13 protein-coding genes are annotated in these 18,275 nt (G+C 56.2%); 7 read left to right on the top strand and 6 right to left on the bottom strand.

Features of this window, described 5'->3' with window-relative positions:
* The first annotated feature begins 1 nt into the window (after position 1).
* From ACNSOI_RS13185 to ACNSOI_RS13210, 6 genes are all read left to right on the top strand, one after another.
* Entirely contained in the window at positions 2-2,356 is a 2,355-nt protein-coding gene (locus ACNSOI_RS13185; RefSeq protein WP_420194252.1) for a response regulator, read from the top strand.
* Between the two features lie 34 nt (positions 2,357-2,390).
* Positions 2,391-2,579 (top strand): DNA gyrase inhibitor YacG, encoded by a 189-nt coding sequence (gene yacG, locus ACNSOI_RS13190; RefSeq protein WP_420194253.1) that lies wholly within the window; start codon positions 2,391-2,393, stop codon positions 2,577-2,579.
* Between the two features lie 166 nt (positions 2,580-2,745).
* Positions 2,746-3,312: a YfaZ family outer membrane protein gene (locus ACNSOI_RS13195; RefSeq protein ID WP_058089894.1), complete on the top strand. Its 567-nt coding sequence runs from the start codon at positions 2,746-2,748 to the stop codon at positions 3,310-3,312.
* Positions 3,313-3,440: 128 nt separating this feature from the next.
* Positions 3,441-5,687 (top strand): hypothetical protein, encoded by a 2,247-nt coding sequence (locus ACNSOI_RS13200; RefSeq protein WP_420194254.1) that lies wholly within the window; start codon positions 3,441-3,443, stop codon positions 5,685-5,687.
* 85 nt (positions 5,688-5,772) lie between these two features.
* Positions 5,773-6,699, top strand: coding sequence for a glucosaminidase domain-containing protein (locus ACNSOI_RS13205; RefSeq protein WP_420194255.1), 927 nt, complete (start codon positions 5,773-5,775; stop codon positions 6,697-6,699).
* A 32-nt stretch (positions 6,700-6,731) separates the two neighbouring features.
* The gene (locus ACNSOI_RS13210) at positions 6,732-7,628 is read left to right on the top strand and encodes an acyltransferase (protein WP_420194256.1); all 897 of its coding nucleotides are present in this window, start codon (positions 6,732-6,734) and stop codon (positions 7,626-7,628) included.
* Here the strand turns inward: ACNSOI_RS13210 and ACNSOI_RS13215 are convergent, their stop codons facing one another.
* From ACNSOI_RS13215 to zapE, 5 genes are all read right to left on the bottom strand, one after another.
* Positions 7,629-10,316, bottom strand: coding sequence for a LuxR C-terminal-related transcriptional regulator (locus ACNSOI_RS13215; RefSeq protein ID WP_420194257.1), 2,688 nt, complete (start codon positions 10,314-10,316; stop codon positions 7,629-7,631).
* A gap of 260 nt (positions 10,317-10,576) precedes the next feature.
* Positions 10,577-11,938: a DUF1329 domain-containing protein gene (locus tag ACNSOI_RS13220; protein ID WP_420194258.1), complete on the bottom strand. Its 1,362-nt coding sequence runs from the start codon at positions 11,936-11,938 to the stop codon at positions 10,577-10,579.
* Between the two features lie 33 nt (positions 11,939-11,971).
* Positions 11,972-13,864 (bottom strand): DUF1302 domain-containing protein, encoded by a 1,893-nt coding sequence (locus tag ACNSOI_RS13225; RefSeq protein WP_420194259.1) that lies wholly within the window; start codon positions 13,862-13,864, stop codon positions 11,972-11,974.
* Between the two features lie 220 nt (positions 13,865-14,084).
* Positions 14,085-15,269 (bottom strand): thiolase family protein, encoded by a 1,185-nt coding sequence (locus ACNSOI_RS13230; protein WP_420194260.1) that lies wholly within the window; start codon positions 15,267-15,269, stop codon positions 14,085-14,087.
* Positions 15,270-15,434: 165 nt separating this feature from the next.
* Positions 15,435-16,532 (bottom strand): cell division protein ZapE, encoded by a 1,098-nt coding sequence (zapE, locus tag ACNSOI_RS13235; protein ID WP_420195725.1) that lies wholly within the window; start codon positions 16,530-16,532, stop codon positions 15,435-15,437.
* Between the two features lie 276 nt (positions 16,533-16,808).
* Between zapE and ACNSOI_RS13240 the strand changes: the two genes are divergently transcribed.
* On the top strand, positions 16,809-17,246 hold the full coding sequence (locus ACNSOI_RS13240; RefSeq protein ID WP_058092005.1) for a YhcB family protein: 438 nt from the start codon (positions 16,809-16,811) through the stop codon (positions 17,244-17,246).
* Positions 17,247-17,522: 276 nt separating this feature from the next.
* Here the strand turns inward: ACNSOI_RS13240 and ACNSOI_RS13245 are convergent, their stop codons facing one another.
* Positions 17,523-18,266 carry a Nif3-like dinuclear metal center hexameric protein gene (locus ACNSOI_RS13245; protein WP_420194261.1) on the bottom strand — a complete coding sequence of 248 codons (744 nt, stop codon included), beginning with the start codon at positions 18,264-18,266 and terminating at the stop codon, positions 17,523-17,525.
* Between the last annotated feature and the right edge of the window lie 9 nt (positions 18,267-18,275).

Below are 18,275 nucleotides of genomic sequence, written 5' to 3' on the forward strand. Positions count from 1 at the left end.
CTTGCTTTCCAACCGGTTTTTAAAGCGTTTAGGTGTTCGCCCGCTGGCTCTCCGCTTGCTGGGGTGGGTGCTGCTCTATAGCCTGATTCTGTCTCTGGTGGCGACCGGCGTTCAGATGATTGGCGAGTTTGATCGCCAGAAAGCGGAACTTCAGTCGAGCCAGGGGCGGGCCGTTGAGCTGATATCCGGTAGCATGGGCACCAATGTGTGGGTGATGAACTTCAGCGAAGTGGCCAACAGCCTCGATGACATGCGGGCCATGCCCTCGGTACAGTATGCCCGTGTCATCACTACCACGGGTGAGGAATTCAGCACTGGCCAGTATCCCGAAGGCCGGGTGATTTCCCAGACATTTCCCCTCGAGTTCAACCGCTCCACCTTTGACCAGCCCCGCCGGGTCGGGGAACTGACGGTCGTTTCCTCCGTTGAGCAAATCTACGAGAACGTTCTGGACCAGGCGCTTATGAACCTGTTGTTCCAGTCGCTGGTGGTGATGCTGGGCACTCTGGGCCTGTTGTTGATTGTTCGGGTAACCTTGTCCCGGCACCTGGAAACCATGGCTGATTACGCCGCCAAGCTAAACCTCGATGCTCTGGTTGACCCACTTCAGTTACGCCGAAAGCCGCCGCGCCGACCGGACGAGCTGTCAGAGCTTGAGCAGGCCCTCAACAAGATGCGCCTGCAGATTCTGGAAGACACCCGTTCGCTCAGGCAGACGACGATCAAAACCCAGGGCGAGCGCGATGAAGCCATTCGGGCGAACCACGCCAAAAACCAGTTTCTGGCCAATGTCAGCCACGAGCTGCGCATTCCCCTGCAGTCGGTTCTGGGCTACGCCAACCTGCTGACCGACACCCCACTGGATCAGGAACAGCGGGAGTATGTCAGCACACTGCTCAATGCCTCTGAAAGCCTGTCGGCCATTATCAATGACCTGCTGGACATCTCCAGTATGGAAGCCGGCAAGCTGGAACTGGAAGCGATTCCGTTCGACCTCCGTGAAACCCTCAACGATCTGATCCACATGCTGGGTTCCCGGGCCAGGGAAAAAGGCCTGGCTCTTGAAATGCGGGTTGACGAGAACCTGCCCTGGGCCATGGTGGGCGACCCCGTGCGACTGCGGCAGATACTGCTCAATCTGCTCTCCAATGCCATCAAATTTACCGATTCCGGTCATGTACTGATCAGCATAGAAGTCCTTGGGCGGAAAGAGGGACATGTTCGTTTACGCCTTGCCGTTGAGGATACTGGCGTTGGCATCAACCCGGAAGACATTCCGCTGGTGTATGAACCCTACGTACAGCTAGGCCAACGGTTCCAAAGGCAACTGCCCGGTGCGGGACTGGGGCTGACGATCTGCCGCCAGCTTGTTGACCTGATGGGTGGCTCCATGGATCTGGAAAGCCGCCCCGGGCAGGGGTCCACGTTCTGGGTGGAGCTGACCCTACAGGCGGCCGGCGATGCCTCAACCCGTATTCGGCCTGACTCCCATATGGTCCGGGGCCGAAAGATTCTGGTGGTGGATTCTTACGAGCTATCACGCAAGATCACACTGGAAATGCTGTCCCGATATGAGGTTCAGATTGAGGCAGTGAAGGCCGCTGGTGAGGCCCTGACCTCACTGCGCCTGGCCTTCGATGCTGGCGACCCATACCACGCCATTATTCTTGATGGTTTTGTGCCCGACATGGACAGCGATTTATTGTGCCGGCAGATACGCAGCAACCCGCAGTGGGCCGACATGAGGCTACTGATTCTCTCGTCTAACCCTCAGCGCGGTGATGCCGAACATTTCCGGCAGGCTGGCGCGGATGCCTTCCTGAGCAAATCACTGCGGGAGTCTTATCTGATTCCCATCCTTAACCAACTGTTCCTGGACGTGGAAAAACAGGAACGCCGATTCCTGACCCGCTTTTCGCTTCAGGCAATAACCGATGTCACAGTCAAACAGCGGCAAATTCCCTGCGGCCGTATGCGCGTGCTTCTGGTTGAAGACAACCCGGTGAATCGCACCCTCACCCGTCGGCTACTGGAAAAGCTCGGCTGTGAGGTGATGACCGCCAACGACGGCCAGGCCGCGTCTGCCTTGTGGCAGTGGCATCAGTTTGATCTGGTATTTATGGATTGCGTTATGCCTCGCATGGATGGCTTTGAAGCCACCAGAAGGTTGCGCCGCTGGGAAGAAGACCATCACCGGGCCAGGGTGCCGGTGGTTGCGCTAACCGCCAGCGCAATGGAAGAGGACGAGGAACGCTGCCGGGCGGCAGGCATGGATGCGTTTGTCGCCAAACCTGTCAACCTTGAAATGCTGCGGGCAGTACTGGAACAATACTGCCAGGCCGCTGCTGAATCCTGAGCACCGGCATGTTACCCATAGCCCGGATTCTGATATGAATGTTGAATGCCCTACTTGCAAAAAGTCCGTCGAATGGACGGAATCCAACCCATTTCGGCCTTTCTGTTCCGAACGATGCAAACTGATGGATCTTGGCGCATGGGCCAATGAGGAATATCGGGTGCCGGCTGAGAACGTTTCCCTGGATGATCTCGACCAGATCGACGAAGCCACCCGGCACTGAGTCGGCAAGACCACATCAACCCGACTGACTACCCTTTCCAGCGGCTTACGGGCATTTAAGTTGTGATGCGGTTGGCAGGTCGTTACCATCCTCTCAGTCATAACTATCGCTGATGCCGGCAGTTCCGGCCGGTCCGAACTCAAACGACAGCAATAAAGGTGTAAACATGAAAGTAACCCGCATCTCCGCTCTGGCGCTTTCTCTGGCAGCCGCCCCTGTATTCGCCGCTGATCTGGACCTGAGCCTGACCAATAACTCGGCAAAGGGCCAGGTGAACTTTTTCGGCGCCCAGAACGACATTCAGCTGGGTGCAGGCTACACCTACCGTGACAGTCGCCGCCATATCGGTAACCTCGACTTTCACGCGCAAGGCCGTACCTCCATTGGTAACCTGCCAACCACAGCCGGCGTGGGCCTCAAAGGGGTCTTTTACGATGAGCGCCGCCGCAATGTGGATGGTGGCGCTGTTGGTCTGGGTGGTTTTGCCACCGTGAATGTGCCAGACGTACCCGGCCTGTCATTTAGCGGCAGCCTCCACTACGCCCCGACCATTCTGTCGTTTGGAGATTCCGACGACATGACCAGCCTGGAACTGCGCGGAAGCTACCGCGTGATTCGCAACGCAGAGGTGTTTGCCGGTTACCGCTACCTGAACACCGAGCTGGACTTTGCCGGCTCCCCAGACATCAATCTGGATGAAGGTGTGCTGGCCGGCATCAAGATTTTCTTCTAACCGCGCCATACCGATACTGAATCCGTTACCCGGCGAACAGGCGGGTAACGGATTCGTGCTACTCCTCACGCTCTCCCCCGCTTTTTGTTGCTAGGCTTCCCGGATACATACTCAACGGATTGTCTGGCATGAGACTGAACCTCCCCACCCTTCTGGCCACCACCCTGATACTCAGCGCCTGCAGTGGCGACAGCGCGATCGATGGTGCCAGGGAGATCCCGAATCGGTTCGGCAATGCCGTCAATGCCCTGGACGATTTCAGCCCTGGCAGCACCGGCGACTCCAACAACGCCCGCGGGCTCAGACCAAACGAAGTCCGGGTCACCATGGAAGTACCCGCCAGCGTTGCCCCGCAGGGTGAACCCACACGCAGGAATCTGCGGATTGTGGTGCCCGACCGTGTCGAGGTTTACCGTACGGACTATACCCTCAGGAAAGACCTTGGCACGGTGCGTTTTTCAACTGCCACGGACGACGATGGTTACCTGATCATTGCGTTTGAGGACGGTGTCCCGCTCGGGCCCGATGTTGTTATCGAAGCCTCCTATCGCGGCACCACGCTCAAAGCCCTCGCCGCCGACGCGGACCGGGATGTGAAGGTCAACCCGTTTTCCCATTACCTGGTTGTCGAGGGGCTGGGGAATTACGATGCCGTCGATTTTCAAACGGTCATGAATTGTGTCAACAGCAGCCTTTGCCTGAATAAGTATGTCTGGGGCACGGTCGCGGACCAGGTGCATGACTTCGAGATCGATATCGGCACCAATGCAAGTATTGCCAGCGCCCTCGACCGGCTGGATAACCGGGCCGACTTCAAAGCCTACGTGGCTGCCATGGCAGATTATGCCCTGCTCGGCCAGGATAATTCAGACACCGTCCGCGCCAGTTCCGCCGATTACAATTCGGTCTTCCTGGGGCTGGAGCTTGGCCAGACCTTCCGGGAATCCAATGCGTTCGGTGCCGGCCAATGGGGTGTCCGTACCGCCCAGGAAGAGGCGCTAACCGCCACCGGAAGCGCCTATCTTTACCCAGCGCTCACGCTCACATCCTTTGAAGCGTTCAACATCAATGTCACCTCTTTGGCCACCGACATTCCGTACGATCGGCAAACACTCATTCACGGTACTGACAACGGCGGTTCCCAGACATTCTTCAATCGGAGTTCGGATCTTTGGGCGCGCAACAGCCATTCAAGCGCTCCCGGGGCGGCCACACTCACCCCACCCCGAAGCGATGCCCAGAACGGTGATGCGATCAACCCCGCCCGGTTGCTGGCAGGCCGCGCCCTGTACCAGAGTGTGACTGGCCGCGACAGCAGCAGAATCACGGGTTGGACCCGAAATCCCTATCATCTGGATGCTTTCACCTCCGCGCCGGCAGAGCCGGATAGCAGCCCGGACCGAGTGCTCACCAGCTATTTCTCGGCCGGCAAAGCCATTGAGCTTCAGGAAGAGGGAGGCAAACTCAAACGCCAGGACACTTTGGAAGACCACTACCTTTCTGTGTTTGAGCTCCACCTGGAGCGCAGCAGCGATTTCAGCCTGTCCACACTGGCAGAGCAACGCTATAACCTGGTGTATATCGCACCCCGATTCGGCAATGAAGATGACCCACTGGTTTTCGAAACCGGGCACGGCACCTGGGACACCCAAACCCCTGATGGCAACCGGCTGGCAGCTGAGGCGACGCTTGCTCAGTTCCGGGTTGTCCGGGCCAGTAATGGCCAGGTGCGAGCAGAGGCGAGTTCTGGAACCGGTGACTGGAATCTGGCTAACAGACTGTCTTGCCTGAGCCAGTCAGACCGGTACATGGGCAGGCTGACCCTTTATGAGGAAGATCCCGGCAATGAATGCAGTACGCCCGAAATGGGCCCAGAAACCACGCCTCCATATATGGGCCTTGGCGCCACCACCCCGGACGGCTCACTGATGGCCTTCAATCTGGATGACAGTTACCTTGGCGACGGCCTGGTGATTGCCGGCAAGGCTCCCACTGACCCACTGGTGCCGGCCCTCTACAGGCTTCAGGGCGTTATCGTCTCTATGAACGATAACACCAGCCGAATGCATCAGATCCATAACGGTTCATTAGAGTTACATGATGATGGCAACGCAACCCTGACTGCAAAAGGTGTCCAGATTGACCACGACATCCCATCCAGTAACATCTCTGAGCCAAGGCAAGCCAGCCTGGACTCCTCACTCGGCGTCACCGCAACGGAAGACGGCGAGATCACCCTTAGCGGCGGCGAACTCACACTCGCGGGATTCTACACAGGAACAGGTGACCAGATATTTCTGACCTTGCGGGATAACACCGGCCCCGAGTTTCAGACCGGATTACTGATAGCCACGGTGATCCCGGAATCGGACTAACAGAACCAATACTCAGGACGCTCTCGTATAACCTGTTATAATTTCTGCCATATCGCCTGACATACCCATAAAGACGAGAGGTTTTATGACTGCAGTTACCCGGGCGCTGATGCTGTTTGTTCCTTTGATTCTGTTTGCTACTGCTGGCGCCCTGTATGTTCCACCCGGCAGTTCTGGTGGTGGAGGTGACGATGACGAAGTGATTCTGGCATCGCTTCCCCGCCTCCCAGCCTGGGCACAGGACGACCTGCCCGACTTTTCGGTCTATCGTGATGCCACCGAACGTAAAGTCGCGTTCTTCTCGTTCCTTTACCCGCGGATTGTTCTTGCCAACTCCCGCATTCTGCTTGAACGGGAATACCTTGAGTCGCTTGCCAGCAAAGCCGAGCTCTCAAACCGGGAAGAACGATGGCTGACCGATCAGGCGCAGCGCCTGAGAGTTGACGCCCCAACAGGGAGCAATGAGCAATTTGCACTTTTAAGAAAGCGCCTGGATGTTATTCCGCCATCGCTGATTCTTGCCCAGGCAGCCAATGAATCTGCCTGGGGCACGTCTCGCTTTGCCACTGAGGGTAATAACCTGTTCGGTCAGTGGTGCTTCAGCAAAGGCTGTGGTCTTGTACCCCTGAGCCGTGTTGAAGGGGCCAGCCATGAGGTGGCAAAATTCTCCTCTCCCTATCAGTCCGTTCGCTCGTATATCCAGAACCTGAACCGACACCCCACCTACCAACTGGTCAGAGACCTCCGATTGCAGAACCGCCAGGCGGAACAGCCGCTTTCCGGGCTGGCAATGGCGGAAGGCCTACTTGGCTATTCCGAACGGGGTGAGGAGTATATAAAAGAGATTCGCTCCATGATTCGCTACAACAACCTTGAGTTCTATGATCAGGAATTCAGGAATTTGTTGGGAGAGCGCACCCCCGCCAAGTTCAAACAACTGGCCTCAGCAAAGGCAGATACTGCACTGCTTCCCGGCGCGGAAGGCGCCTCGGCCAGCCCGTTTGAAGGCTGACGTTAACATCTGAACCTACAGAGATAGTGCCCATGCTCAATTTCCTGCCCGCCCCATTGAAAGGGGTTCTGGTGGTTCTGCTTATCCTGCTGAATACCATTGTTTTCCTTCCGTTCCTGCTGCTGTTCGCCATCATCAAACTGGTGATTCCGGTCACGCCCGTGCGTAAGGTCTGCACTGTGATCGTCAATGGCATCGCCTGGTACTGGATAGGCTTCAATAACACACTGGTAAAACTGTTCCACAAAGTTGAATGGGACGTTCGGGGCGCTCAGGAACTCAGCCGCAAGCACTGGTACTTCGTGACCTGTAACCACCAGAGTTGGACAGACATCCCCGCCATCCAGTACGTACTGAACAGCAAGATCCCGTTGCTGAAGTTTTTTCTCAAGAAGCAATTGATTTGGGTACCCCTGCTAGGCGTTGCCTGGTGGGCGCTGGATTTTCCGTTCATGCATCGCCATACCAAAGAGCAGATCGCCAAACGTCCGGAACTGAAAGGCAAAGACATCGCAGCCACCCGAGCGGCCTGTGAGAAATTTCGCTACACGCCGGTAACCATCTTCAACTTTATGGAAGGCACCCGCTTTACGCCAGAAAAACAGGCCCGCCAGAATTCGCCCTATAAAAACCTGCTGAAACCCCGCGCCGGTGGAACGGCGTTTGTATTTGGTGCCATGGGCGAGATGATTCACACCATGCTGGATGTGACCATCGTGTACCCCAACGGCAAGCCCGGCATCTGGGACTACCTGTGCGGCAGGGTAGACAAGATCATTATCGACATTCGCACCCGGGAGGTTCCAGAGCGATTTCTGGGTATGGATTACGAGGGTAACCGGGAACTGCGCGTGGACTTCCAGCGTTGGGTAAGCGAGATATGGGCGGAGAAAGATGCCCGGATTGAGGAGCTAAAGGCCGGGGGCTGACTAAAGCAGCCCCAACTCCCGGGCCCGCACAATCGCCTGGGTTCTGGACTTCACTTCCAGCTTGGCATTGATTCTGCGGGCATGGGTTTTCACCGTATGCAGGGAGATGTGCAGCTTGTCTGCGATTTCCTGGTTTGACAGGCCCTTGGCAATCAACTCAAGAACACCCTGCTCCCGGTCACTGATTGGCTCCGCGAGCGCATCGACAACCACCACCGCGCCCTCGATACCAAACAGTTCGCCCAACGCACTGGTAAAGGGACATTTCTCCAACCCTCTGAAGGTCTTTTCCATGAGGGGGCGTAGCTCCTGCATCAGTTCTGCGAAAGGACTGATGAAGTGCTCCCTGGCGGCCTCCCGAACGACACTTTCCAGCTGTCGCCTGCCAGCAGGCAGCCCTTTTTCCTCCGTCAGGAGCACCGCATCCAGCAGGCCCGCATGAAGCAGAAGCCCCCAGGGTAAGGTGTCTTCGTAACGGTGATACACAGCAGAGAGGTGTTCCCGGGCCCGAATCAGGTCGCCGTTCACCAGATCAATCCGCACCTGCAAACAGTCCAGCAAGCCTGGAATCATCGGGAACAGTTCAGGAACACAGCCGTCCTTACGGAAAGGCGCCAGCTTTGTCATCGCCTGAGAGGCGCTCTCAGGTTGACCGCAGGCCAACCAACAGCTCGCCTTCAGCGCTTCAAGTACCGGCAGGTAAACAGACTCATCAACCTGCCAGGAATGCATGGTTCGTTCGGCACGGCCAATCCATACGAAGGCGTCATCCATACGGCCCTGAGCCCGACACATCAGAACCCTCAACGCCATAGCAAGCAGCAGCCCCAGATCACGAGTTTGCTCCGCATGCCGGGCACAGCTCACCAGCAGGCGATCGGCCTCTTTCAGACGCCCTTTATGCCAGAGCACCAGAACCAGATTCAGTTGTAACCGTGTTTCCCCAATCCGGGCGGGCCGACTGAGCTCTTGCATGGCGGTATCCAGCCCGGTTCGCAAAAGCTGTTCTGCATGGCCCAGAGCACCCTTGCCCAGCTCAATTCTGGCGTGAGCATAGACTGCCAGTGCTTCAGAACCGGAGTCGCCAGCTTCCCGAGCCAACTTTGCAGCGGTTCGATTGGCATCCCGCGCTGCCTGAAAGTACCCACCAGCGCATAAGGCACTGGACCTGACAATTTGAGTCACCAGTTGCGCCTGGGTAGACAAGCCTCCGGTCGCCAGCGCCTTGTCAGCCATCTCAAGCGCAGGTGCCACAAAGCCCTCACCACGAAGGATGAACGCTTTAAGGGCGTATATTCGGGCTTCCTGTTCTTTCAGATCCGACACACTGAACGATTCGAGCAACTCTCGCGCCTGGCGGAATTGGCCACCAATCGCATGAACCCAGCCGTAGACGATTCGCAGCCTGGCACTCCGCTCCAGCAACTGGGCAGGCAGGCTTCGTCGCAGCGTCAGCAACGAAGCCGTGTCTTGCCCCAACAGCAGTGCCTCGGTGCCCTCGGACGCGATGCGTATGACTTCATCATTTTCACCCGCCAGCAAGGCGTACTTGAGCGCCTCCGGAAACTGCTCCCGTTGCCCAAACCAACGGCTTGCCATCAACATACGGGTGGCATAACCGCCCATCACGGGCGCCTGTAACCAGGCTTGGAGCAATGGGTTCAAACGATACCAACGCCCCCTCCCCGGCACCTGCTTTAATGGCAATCCGCGTTCCGCCGCCGACGATGGCGGCATATCTGGCTCTGCGGTGGTGCCCTCCAGTGTCAGGAACAGCTCATCTGAACAGCTTTCGAGCTCCGCCATCACTCGCAAACTGCGAACCTGTGACTGCGCCAGCGGCGCAAGCACGGTGCTCTTGATAAACCGTTCCACGGACTCGGTTTCGTGAACCGGCTTTCTTTCATCGCCACGAGCGAGCTCACGAAGGTACAGGGCCAATGGAGTTGGCCAGCCTTCCGTCAGATTGTACAGGTGGTCGATGGCCACACTGGTAATCAGGCGTTCATCACGTGCTTGCTGAAAAAACTCGAACGTTTCCGACCGGGAGAACTCGAGGCGATCCACAGATAAGTGCTGGTAGACACCCTGCAGATCCAGCGTGTGGCTTTCAAACGGCAGGGGTAAACGTGATGCCATCACCACCGCCAGGTTGCCAGGAATGTTCGTAGCCAGTTGATGGAGTAATCCCACCACAGCCGGGTTCGTCAGATGATGAAGATTATCCAGAACCAGTACATCCCGATTGGACTCCTTCTTTCGGGCTTTGGTGACCAGAAGAACAGAAAGATGATCCTGGAAAGTACCGCCATTTGGCGCTGAGACGTCAGACAGACCAAGGGCCGTGGCCAACAGTGAGAGAAAACGAGAAGGGGCGTTGTCACCGCCGTTAAGTGTAACCCAACGAATACTGGCATCCGGCGCAGCATTGAGCGCGCTGACCAGGGAGTGGGTTTTGCCATAACCACTGGGCGCCTCCAGAAACAACAGATGCCCTGGCGACATAGCGGCCTGGATCTGCTGGTCCAGCTCTGGCCGGATTAGCCTGGAGACAGGAATTGCCGGCATCTGAAGCCTTTGCTCCAGAAGGTCTCGCACAAGCTCTCCATGCGCAAGGCCATTGTTGGCGGACTGAAATTCATCGTTGGCTGCACAGCCATCATTATAGGATTTCACGCACTGCCCCATTTGAAACCGGCTTCCTGCTATTCGCAGGCCGGCGTAAAAAGAACCTTCTTTTCACGGATTCTGGCTTGGCGCCCTGCATCGGGTACGCCTTTAGTATTAGTCGCTTACGGAAGGTTAAACCAAAGGTGGGGTGAGCTGCAAAATTTTGACGTGTAAAAAGTTTGTCAGTGGCAGATTTTTAACACCAAAAGTTCGGTTGCCACCACAAAAAAACGGCGGGCCAATGGCCCGCCGTTTTTTCTACTGCTGTACCTGTCCCGTTACCGGGTACCCGCGCGGCGCAGAGCGGCCGGGGTGTAGTCCCGAGACTGGCGCTCAACCCCGAAGCTGTAGGGATTGTTTTCTTCGTTGGTCAGACCCAAGGCCAAGTAACGACCAGAAAGAAGGTCATACAGCACTTCAATGGCGTACCAGGGCACATCCTGATCGTAGAACTGCATGCCGTGTGCTTCAGCGACACGCCACAGTTCGCCGCGGCCATCGTAGTGATCAATCACAGACGCCTGCCAGGAGTCTTCATTCAGATAGAAATCACGCTGCGCGTATACATGACGCTCACCATCTTTCAGGGTAGCCCGCACGTGCCACACACGGTGCAGCTCATAGCGAGTAAGATCCTGATTGATGTGACCCGCCTTGATGATGTCGCTGTAGCTCAGGTTACGATCAACAAGTTTGTAAGAGTTGTAGGGGATATACATCTCTTTCTTGCCAACCAGCTCCCAGTTGTAGCGATCTGGCGCGCCGTTGAACATGTCGAAGTTGTCAGAGGTACGCATACCATCGGCAGCAGTACCCGGGCCATCGTAAGCTACCTGAGGAGCGCGACGAACGCGACGCTGCCCTGCGTTGTAGATCCACGCACGGCGTGGCTCCTTCACCTGATCCAGGGTCTCGTGAACCAGCAGAACGTTACCCGCCAGTCGGGCCGGAGCGGTAATAGCCTGCTTGAAATAGAACAGAACGTTATCGTCTTGTCCTTCCTGGTAGTCAGACAGGTAACGGTTCCAGGTCAGCTCATCCTGGAACTTCACTACAGAGAAAGCACCGTTGGCAGTAGGAGTAACCTGGCCAACGTTACGCTGAACCGAACCACCGCGGTATCGGGTAATGTGGTTCCAGATGGCTTCCAGACCGTTCTGAGGAATCGGGAACGGGGTTGCATTGGCGTAGTTACCAATACCATTACCATTCTGGATCAGTTCAGAACGGGTGGCGTTCTTTACCGTCTCATCCATGATGTCCTGGGGATAGACGGCCGTACGATGCGTGGTGTAAACCGGCAACTTGTAATTCGGATACTGCCGAATCATGGCAATCTGGCCTGGTGACAGATTGTCTGCGTATTGATCCACGTTACTTTGATCAATCACAAACTTTGGCTGCTCGTTCGGGAATGGGTTTACATAAATACCATCACCCTTATAGCCTGCCGGCGGGGTGGTCATGCCACCTGTCCACTCAGGGATGTCGCCACCGTTGCCTGCGCGCTCGGCACCCATCGGTGTCAGCGTGTTGCCCAGTTTGGCTGCTTCTTCAGCAGAAACCGCGCCCCAGGCCTGGCCCGCAAAGAGACTTGCAGCCAGTACGCCTGTGGCCAGTAGTTTCTTGTTCAGTTTCATTTAAATTACCTCGTTAAACGAATTCGGTCCGGTTCAGAATGAGTAAGAGACGCTAGCACTCACGAAATCACGGTCGGTCAACTCGTTATACGGCTTGCCACCGAAAAAGTTTGTGTAACCAATGTTACCGGTGATTTTGTTCTGGTAAACCGCTTCCAGAGACAGGCCAATGGATTTGTTGCCCTCGTTAAAGGCGCCGCCGGGCTGCGGTGCATAACCTTTCACGTCATGACTCCACGCCAGCTGGGGAGACAGGTTGATGCCTGCAAAAACGTTGGGGTAGTCCCAAACCAGGCGGGAACGGTAGCCCCAGGAGAAGGACGTGGTGAACCCTTCGTTGTTACAGTAGTTGGTGTTGATGTTTGCGCCAAGCGCACAAAAGTCCGCACCTGAATCCAGCGGGAGAGCGCCAATGCCAAAGGTACCAGAACGACCGTATCGGGCCTCTGATGTGTCGGGAAGGTCGTGCACATAGGTTGCACCAAACTCGGTGATCAGAGACATGCGGCTTGCGCCCATCACCTGATCGAAGAACTTGATCAGAGTGAACTGGGCCTGAGACACCTTGAATCGGTCATAACCTTCTACTGGCTTGCCAGCCAGGTTGGCATTATTGGATTCTTCGAGACGCTGACGCTCCAGGCCACTCAGCACTTCACCATTCGGCCCACGTTGCTGGAGACCACCAAAGATCAGCTCAAACGCATTCCACTGCAGTGGCACATTGTCGCGGAAGCTGTACTCTGCACCCAATGACCAACCACCCGGGGTGGTGGTGTTCACACTGATACCATAAAGGTTGATATTCTCAGGGTACTCAATGAAGTAACTTGGGAAGCTGGAGTTTGGCAGGTTCGGATCGTTCTGCTGCGTGGCACTGGGCGATGCCGGGTTGTTTACAAGGCCGCTTACATAGGGCAGGCGGCTGTTGTACTTGATGTAGTAGAAACCAAATTCGGAGTCATTGAGCGCTGGAACGTACCAACGGAATGCCACACCGAACTGGTCTTTGGAATCTGCTTCTTTATCGGCCAGACGCGGTGCAACAAAGCCCTGCGCCAATGCCTGAGAGTCAGGCAGTTGGCCAGCCAACAATACCGGGCCGCAACCGTCAGCGGCAAAGTCGTTGGTTGAGAAGAATGTACCACAGTCATCCGGGCGAACCGGATCCCAGTCAGCCTGAACGAAGGCTTCGACAGTGATAGAATCAGTAAGACCCGCAGACACATAGAACATTTCCACCGGCAGCAGAGCATCTTTCAGCTCGGCGCCCGGGGCGCGGAAGGCAGGAACGTCAATCGGGTTAATGGTATTGATACCACCCTGGATAAACGTACTTTCACCCCAGCTAACCACCTGCTTACCATAACGGGCACTGACAGGCATATTGCCGAAGTACCAATCAGTAAAAATGTACGCATCAAGAATTTCACCACCGGAAGCGTTGGCCTTGGCGCGGTCATTCAGCTCTCGCTGCTGGCCCACATCGTCAGTCGCCCGACCTTCGTCTTTTAGTTCGAAGTCATACCAGTAACGGCCACGTACAAGGCCACCCACACGAGTCAAGACATTGCTGTCTACAGCGTAATCCAGGAAGAGCTCACTGTTGCCCTTAACAATCTTTGAGTAGGTATCACCCTTGTCAAAGTTCAGGTTACCGTCATCATAGTTGTTAGTGGATGCGCCAATATTGGCAAGGGGTCCACCCGGTGCATAATCTGGCCCCAAGTTACCCTGTGCAATCAAGCGCTTATCCTGATTTTGAGTTCTCCAACCCACACCAGCTGACAACGTGGTATTGAACTGCGCTTCAACATCTCCCACATAAAAGGAAATAGCAGAGGCCGGGGCGGACACGCCGGCGGCTATGGCGACGGCAAGCGGTAACTTGGTCCAACGCTGCCACGGTTGAGTTTTTCTTGTCATTGGAAGGCTACTCCGTTGTTGTTCTGAGTCGCTGCTCGGTTGTTCTGATTTTGGTGTCTTGGCGGCTGTGCATACAGTGCCCTGATGCTTGCACTATAGCTAAGGCCTTTGAGGGCTTTGATCAGTCAAAAGTATGATTTTGCTGTCACTCTCCGTTTAACCGTGTTTTCGCACTCCCTCACTATAGACAAGATTCGGGAGTGCAACCACTTTGACTGTATTACAGAACTTCGATGGCCATGGCGGTGGCTTCACCCCCTCCAATACACAGTGCGGCAACGCCCTTTTTCTTGCCGTAGTGCTTCAGGGAGTGCATCAGCGTGACCAGCAGGCGAGAGCCGGTGGAACCGACCGGATGGCCCTGGGCGCAGGCGCCGCCGTGCACGTTCACCTTGGCCGGGTCCAGGCCAAGTTCTTTGATCGGCATCATGGCAACCATGGCGAAGGCTTCATTGATTTCGAACAGATCAACGTCGTCTTTGGTCCAGCCGGTTTTCGCGAACAGGGTTTCGATGGCGCCCACCGGAGCGCAGGTGAACTCGCTCGGGTGCTGTGACTGGGTACTGTGGGCCACGATTCGGGCCATCGGCTTCAGGCCGCGCTTCTGGGCTTCGGACTCACGCATCAGAACCAGAGCGGAGGAGCCGTCAGAAATCGATGAGGCATTGGCGGCTGTTACCGTGCCGTCTTTGGCAAAGGCCGGGCGCAGGGTCGGGATTTTCTCGATGTTCGCAGCATGGGGCTGCTCGTCATCTTCAACGACCACCTCGCCTTTGCGGGTTTTCACAGTGACGGGGATGATTTCTGCTTTCAGCAAGCCTTCTTCGATGGCTTTCTTGGCACGAGTCAGGGACTGGATGGCGTACTCATCCATGTCTTCCCGGCTGTAGCCTTTCTTGTCTGCCATTTCCTGGGCAAAGGAACCCATCAGGCGACCGGTTTCCGCATCTTCCAGACCGTCCAGGAACATATGATCCTGCGGGGCCTGCCCGGGGCCCATACGATAGCCCTGGCGGGCGCCAAGCAGCACGTAGGGTGCATTGGACATGCTTTCCATACCACCGGCGACCATGATGTCGTTGGTGCCTGCCTTGATGAGGTCATGGGCCAGCATGGCCGCTTTCATGCCGGAGCCACAAAGCTTGTTGATGGTGGTGGCGCCGGTGCTGTCGGGCAGGCCGGCCTTACGCATGGCCTGGCGGGCCGGGCCTTGCTTGAGGCCGGCAGGAAGCACATTGCCCATGATGACTTCCTGGATATCGGCAGGCTGCAGGCCGGCGCGCTTGACGGCTTCGGCGATGGAGATGGCGCCCAGTTCAGGGGCTGAAACCGGGGCAAGGCTGCCCATAAATCCGCCCATGGGAGTGCGTACGCCGCTTACGATAACTACGTTGTCTTGGCTCATTTGTGACCTCTCTTGGTAACGGGTCTGTCCCCGGGTGGGGACTGACCCTCTTTTATGGAGTTGGGTTCTAAAATGGGTCAGTCCCCTGCGAGGGCAGACCCTATAACCGCTCTGATTTTTGGAGCTGGAGTCCAAAATGGGTCAGTCCCCGTTCGGGGACAGACCCTATGGCTTATGGGGCGCTTCCAGGTATTCCCGGGATTGCATTTCGAGCAGGCGGGATTCGGTGCGCTCGAATTCAAAGCTCAGGCGGCCGCCGGTGTAGAGTTCGGTGATGGGGGCAGCAGCCGAGATGATGACCTTGACGTTCCGGTCGTAGAACTCGTCAATCATATTGATAAAGCGACGAGCCTGGTCGTCATTGTTTTTACCCAGCTGCGGCACGTTGCTGATGATGATAGCGTGGAACTGACGCGCCATTTCGATGTAGTCGTTCTGGCTCCGCGGGCCGTCACACACGGATTTAAAATCGAACCACACCACATCATCTGCGTGGGCCTCCGCCGGAATTTTGCGGCCGTTGATTTCCATGGTTTTACTGTGTTTACCCGCCTCAACAGCAAGGGCATCAAAGCTGGTGCGCAGGCTGACATCGGCCTGGTCGTCCAGCGGGCAATGGTAAAGCTCAGCCTGTTCAAGGGTTCTCAATCGGTAGTCCACGCCGCCGTCGACGTTCACCACGTCGGTATGTTTCTTCACCAGCTCTATAGCGGGGAGGAAACGGGCCCGTTGCAAGCCATCCTTGTAGAGGCCGTCTGGCACGATATTCGATGTGCATACCAGGGTAACACCGCGGCCAAACAGGCCATCCATCAGCGTGGCGAGAATCATTGCATCGCCGATATCGGAGACGAAGAACTCATCGAAACAGATAACACGGGTTTCATCGGCAAACTTTTTGGCCACCCTGTCCAGCGGATTTTTCTCGCCCTTAAGCTGCTTAAGCTCGTTGTGAACCCGCTGCATGAAGCGATGAAAATGCACCCGCATCTTGCGGTCAAACGGCAACGCCTCGTAGAAAGTGTCCATCAGATAGGTCTTGCCGCGGCCCACACCACCCCAGAAATAGAGCCCCTTGACTGGATCTTCTTTGCCTTTCTTAAATTTACGGCGCAGTTTTGCCAGGCCTTTGTGGCGTTCACTTTCGGCATCGACCAGTTTGTCGTACAGTGCCTGAAGGCGACGGACGGCATCTTCCTGGGCCGGGTCTTTGTGAAAGTCCGGGCGTTCAAGGTCCTTTTGGTAACGCTCCCAAGGGCTCAGGTTCGCGACGGTTTCAGAAGACATGGCTGCTGTCATCAGGGTTTCCCGGGATTGTAATGGTGTTGGATTTTCGGCGCGGTATTGTCGCTTATTTCGTACTTTTTCGCCACGCCGGGCGGGTGCTAGTGTCTCGTCTGGCTAATTCCTTAGCCAGACGAGACACTAGAGCAATACGACGATTCGCTCAGTGCCTGGCCATGGGCTCAATCAGTCAGGGGAGTTATACTCTTTGAATGAGGATTAGCTCACTCGCATGCAACGAAAGGACGTTTTTATATGACAAACCTGATTCTGGCGGCGGTAGCCGCGTTGGTGGTTGGCATTGTCATCGGGATTCTGGTGGGCCGTTCAGGCCAGGGAGCAACGCTCCGGCAGCGCCGGGCAGAGCAGCAAATTGAAGAATTGCGCAGTGAGTTTACTCGCTATCAGGCACAGGTTAATGAGCATTTCATGGAGTCTGCCCATTTGCTGCGCCGGTTTAATGATGCCTATCGCGATGTGAATCAACATATGGCCCGTGGCGCGAACCGGCTTTGCAATGATGAGGACTGGCTGGAGGAGCTTGGACAGGACGGCTCTGGCCGGCTGGAGCACGGCAGTGATGAAAACTCAGAGCCACCACGGGATTATGCGCCGAAGGCTGATCCTGAGGACAAAGGCACACTGGCCGAGGACTATGGCCTGAATGCGGATGGTACCAAGCGGTCTGCTTGAATCCCTAATTCCAGCGCCAGCCGGGCGTTTTGGCTTGGAGCCCTACCTCAAATAGCCTTCTGATTCTGTGCATGGCCAGTCAGGGGTAGGGCTTCCAAAAACCGCTCCTTCGGCACATCCTTGTGGCGCTTCTGCTCCGCCATCCATGGCTCCGCACATTTTTGGAAGCCCTACCCCTGACTGACCAACCCGACTTCACCGAGACCTCCCACGACCCACGAAATGAGATAGCCCTGGAACTCGTGTCAGGATTTCCGACGAGGACAAACCAACACTCTATACCGGGTTATCACAATCGACGAACCGGTGGCTCACACCACACTCTTTGGCCAACGCCTCTCCCAGCGCTTGGACACCATAGCGCTCTGTGGCGTGGTGGCCCGCTGCAAAGTAATGGATTCCGCACTCTCTGGCAGTGTGAGTGGTCGGCTCTGAAATTTCCCCGCTGATGTAAGCATCAACCCCTGCATTCAGCGCTGCATTAATAAACCCCTGGGCAGCACCGGTGCACCAGGCTACGGTTTTGATTTTTTCGGGGCCATTACCAACATGAAGGGGCTGCCGATGAAGGGCTCTGGCGATGTGGAGACCGAACGTTTCCGGAGTCATTGGTTCAGAAAGCTCGCCCTGCCAAACCAGTCCGCCGATGGGCGTGGCGTTCTGGATATTCAGGACATTGGCGAGTTGGCGGTTGTTGCCATATTCGGGATGGTCATCGAGCGGCAGGTGGTAGGCCACCAGGTTGATGTCGTTATCCAGCAGCTGCTTGATGCGGTTCTTCTTCATGCCGCGGATGGCCTGGTCTTCGCCTTTCCAGAAGTAGCCGTGGTGGACCAGAATCATATCGGCGTTATGTTTCACCGCTTCGTCGATCAACGCCTGCGATGCGGTTACCCCGGACACGATAACGCTTACGTACCCACTACCCTCTACTTGCAGGCCGTTCGGGGCATAGTCTTGGAAATTTTCCGGCTGGAGCCACTCGTTGATTTTGGCGAGGATTTCGTTTCGGTTTGCCATGTATACCCC

It is taken from the genome of Marinobacter sp. GH_1 (assembly GCF_048595985.1).
Taxonomy (GTDB): Bacteria; Pseudomonadota; Gammaproteobacteria; order Pseudomonadales; family Oleiphilaceae; genus Marinobacter; species Marinobacter shengliensis.

Coding starts and splice junctions, on each gene's coding strand:
- yacG (WP_420194253.1), top strand. CDS start 2,391: ATGAATGTTGAATGCCCTACTTGCAAAAAGTCCGTCGAATGGACGGAA.
- ACNSOI_RS13195 (WP_058089894.1), top strand. CDS start 2,746: ATGAAAGTAACCCGCATCTCCGCTCTGGCGCTTTCTCTGGCAGCCGCC.
- ACNSOI_RS13200 (WP_420194254.1), top strand. CDS start 3,441: ATGAGACTGAACCTCCCCACCCTTCTGGCCACCACCCTGATACTCAGC.
- ACNSOI_RS13205 (WP_420194255.1), top strand. CDS start 5,773: ATGACTGCAGTTACCCGGGCGCTGATGCTGTTTGTTCCTTTGATTCTG.
- ACNSOI_RS13210 (WP_420194256.1), top strand. CDS start 6,732: ATGCTCAATTTCCTGCCCGCCCCATTGAAAGGGGTTCTGGTGGTTCTG.
- ACNSOI_RS13215 (WP_420194257.1), bottom strand. CDS start 10,316: ATGGGGCAGTGCGTGAAATCCTATAATGATGGCTGTGCAGCCAACGAT.
- ACNSOI_RS13220 (WP_420194258.1), bottom strand. CDS start 11,938: ATGAAACTGAACAAGAAACTACTGGCCACAGGCGTACTGGCTGCAAGT.
- ACNSOI_RS13225 (WP_420194259.1), bottom strand. CDS start 13,864: ATGACAAGAAAAACTCAACCGTGGCAGCGTTGGACCAAGTTACCGCTT.
- ACNSOI_RS13230 (WP_420194260.1), bottom strand. CDS start 15,269: ATGAGCCAAGACAACGTAGTTATCGTAAGCGGCGTACGCACTCCCATG.
- ACNSOI_RS13240 (WP_058092005.1), top strand. CDS start 16,809: ATGACAAACCTGATTCTGGCGGCGGTAGCCGCGTTGGTGGTTGGCATT.
- ACNSOI_RS13245 (WP_420194261.1), bottom strand. CDS start 18,266: ATGGCAAACCGAAACGAAATCCTCGCCAAAATCAACGAGTGGCTCCAG.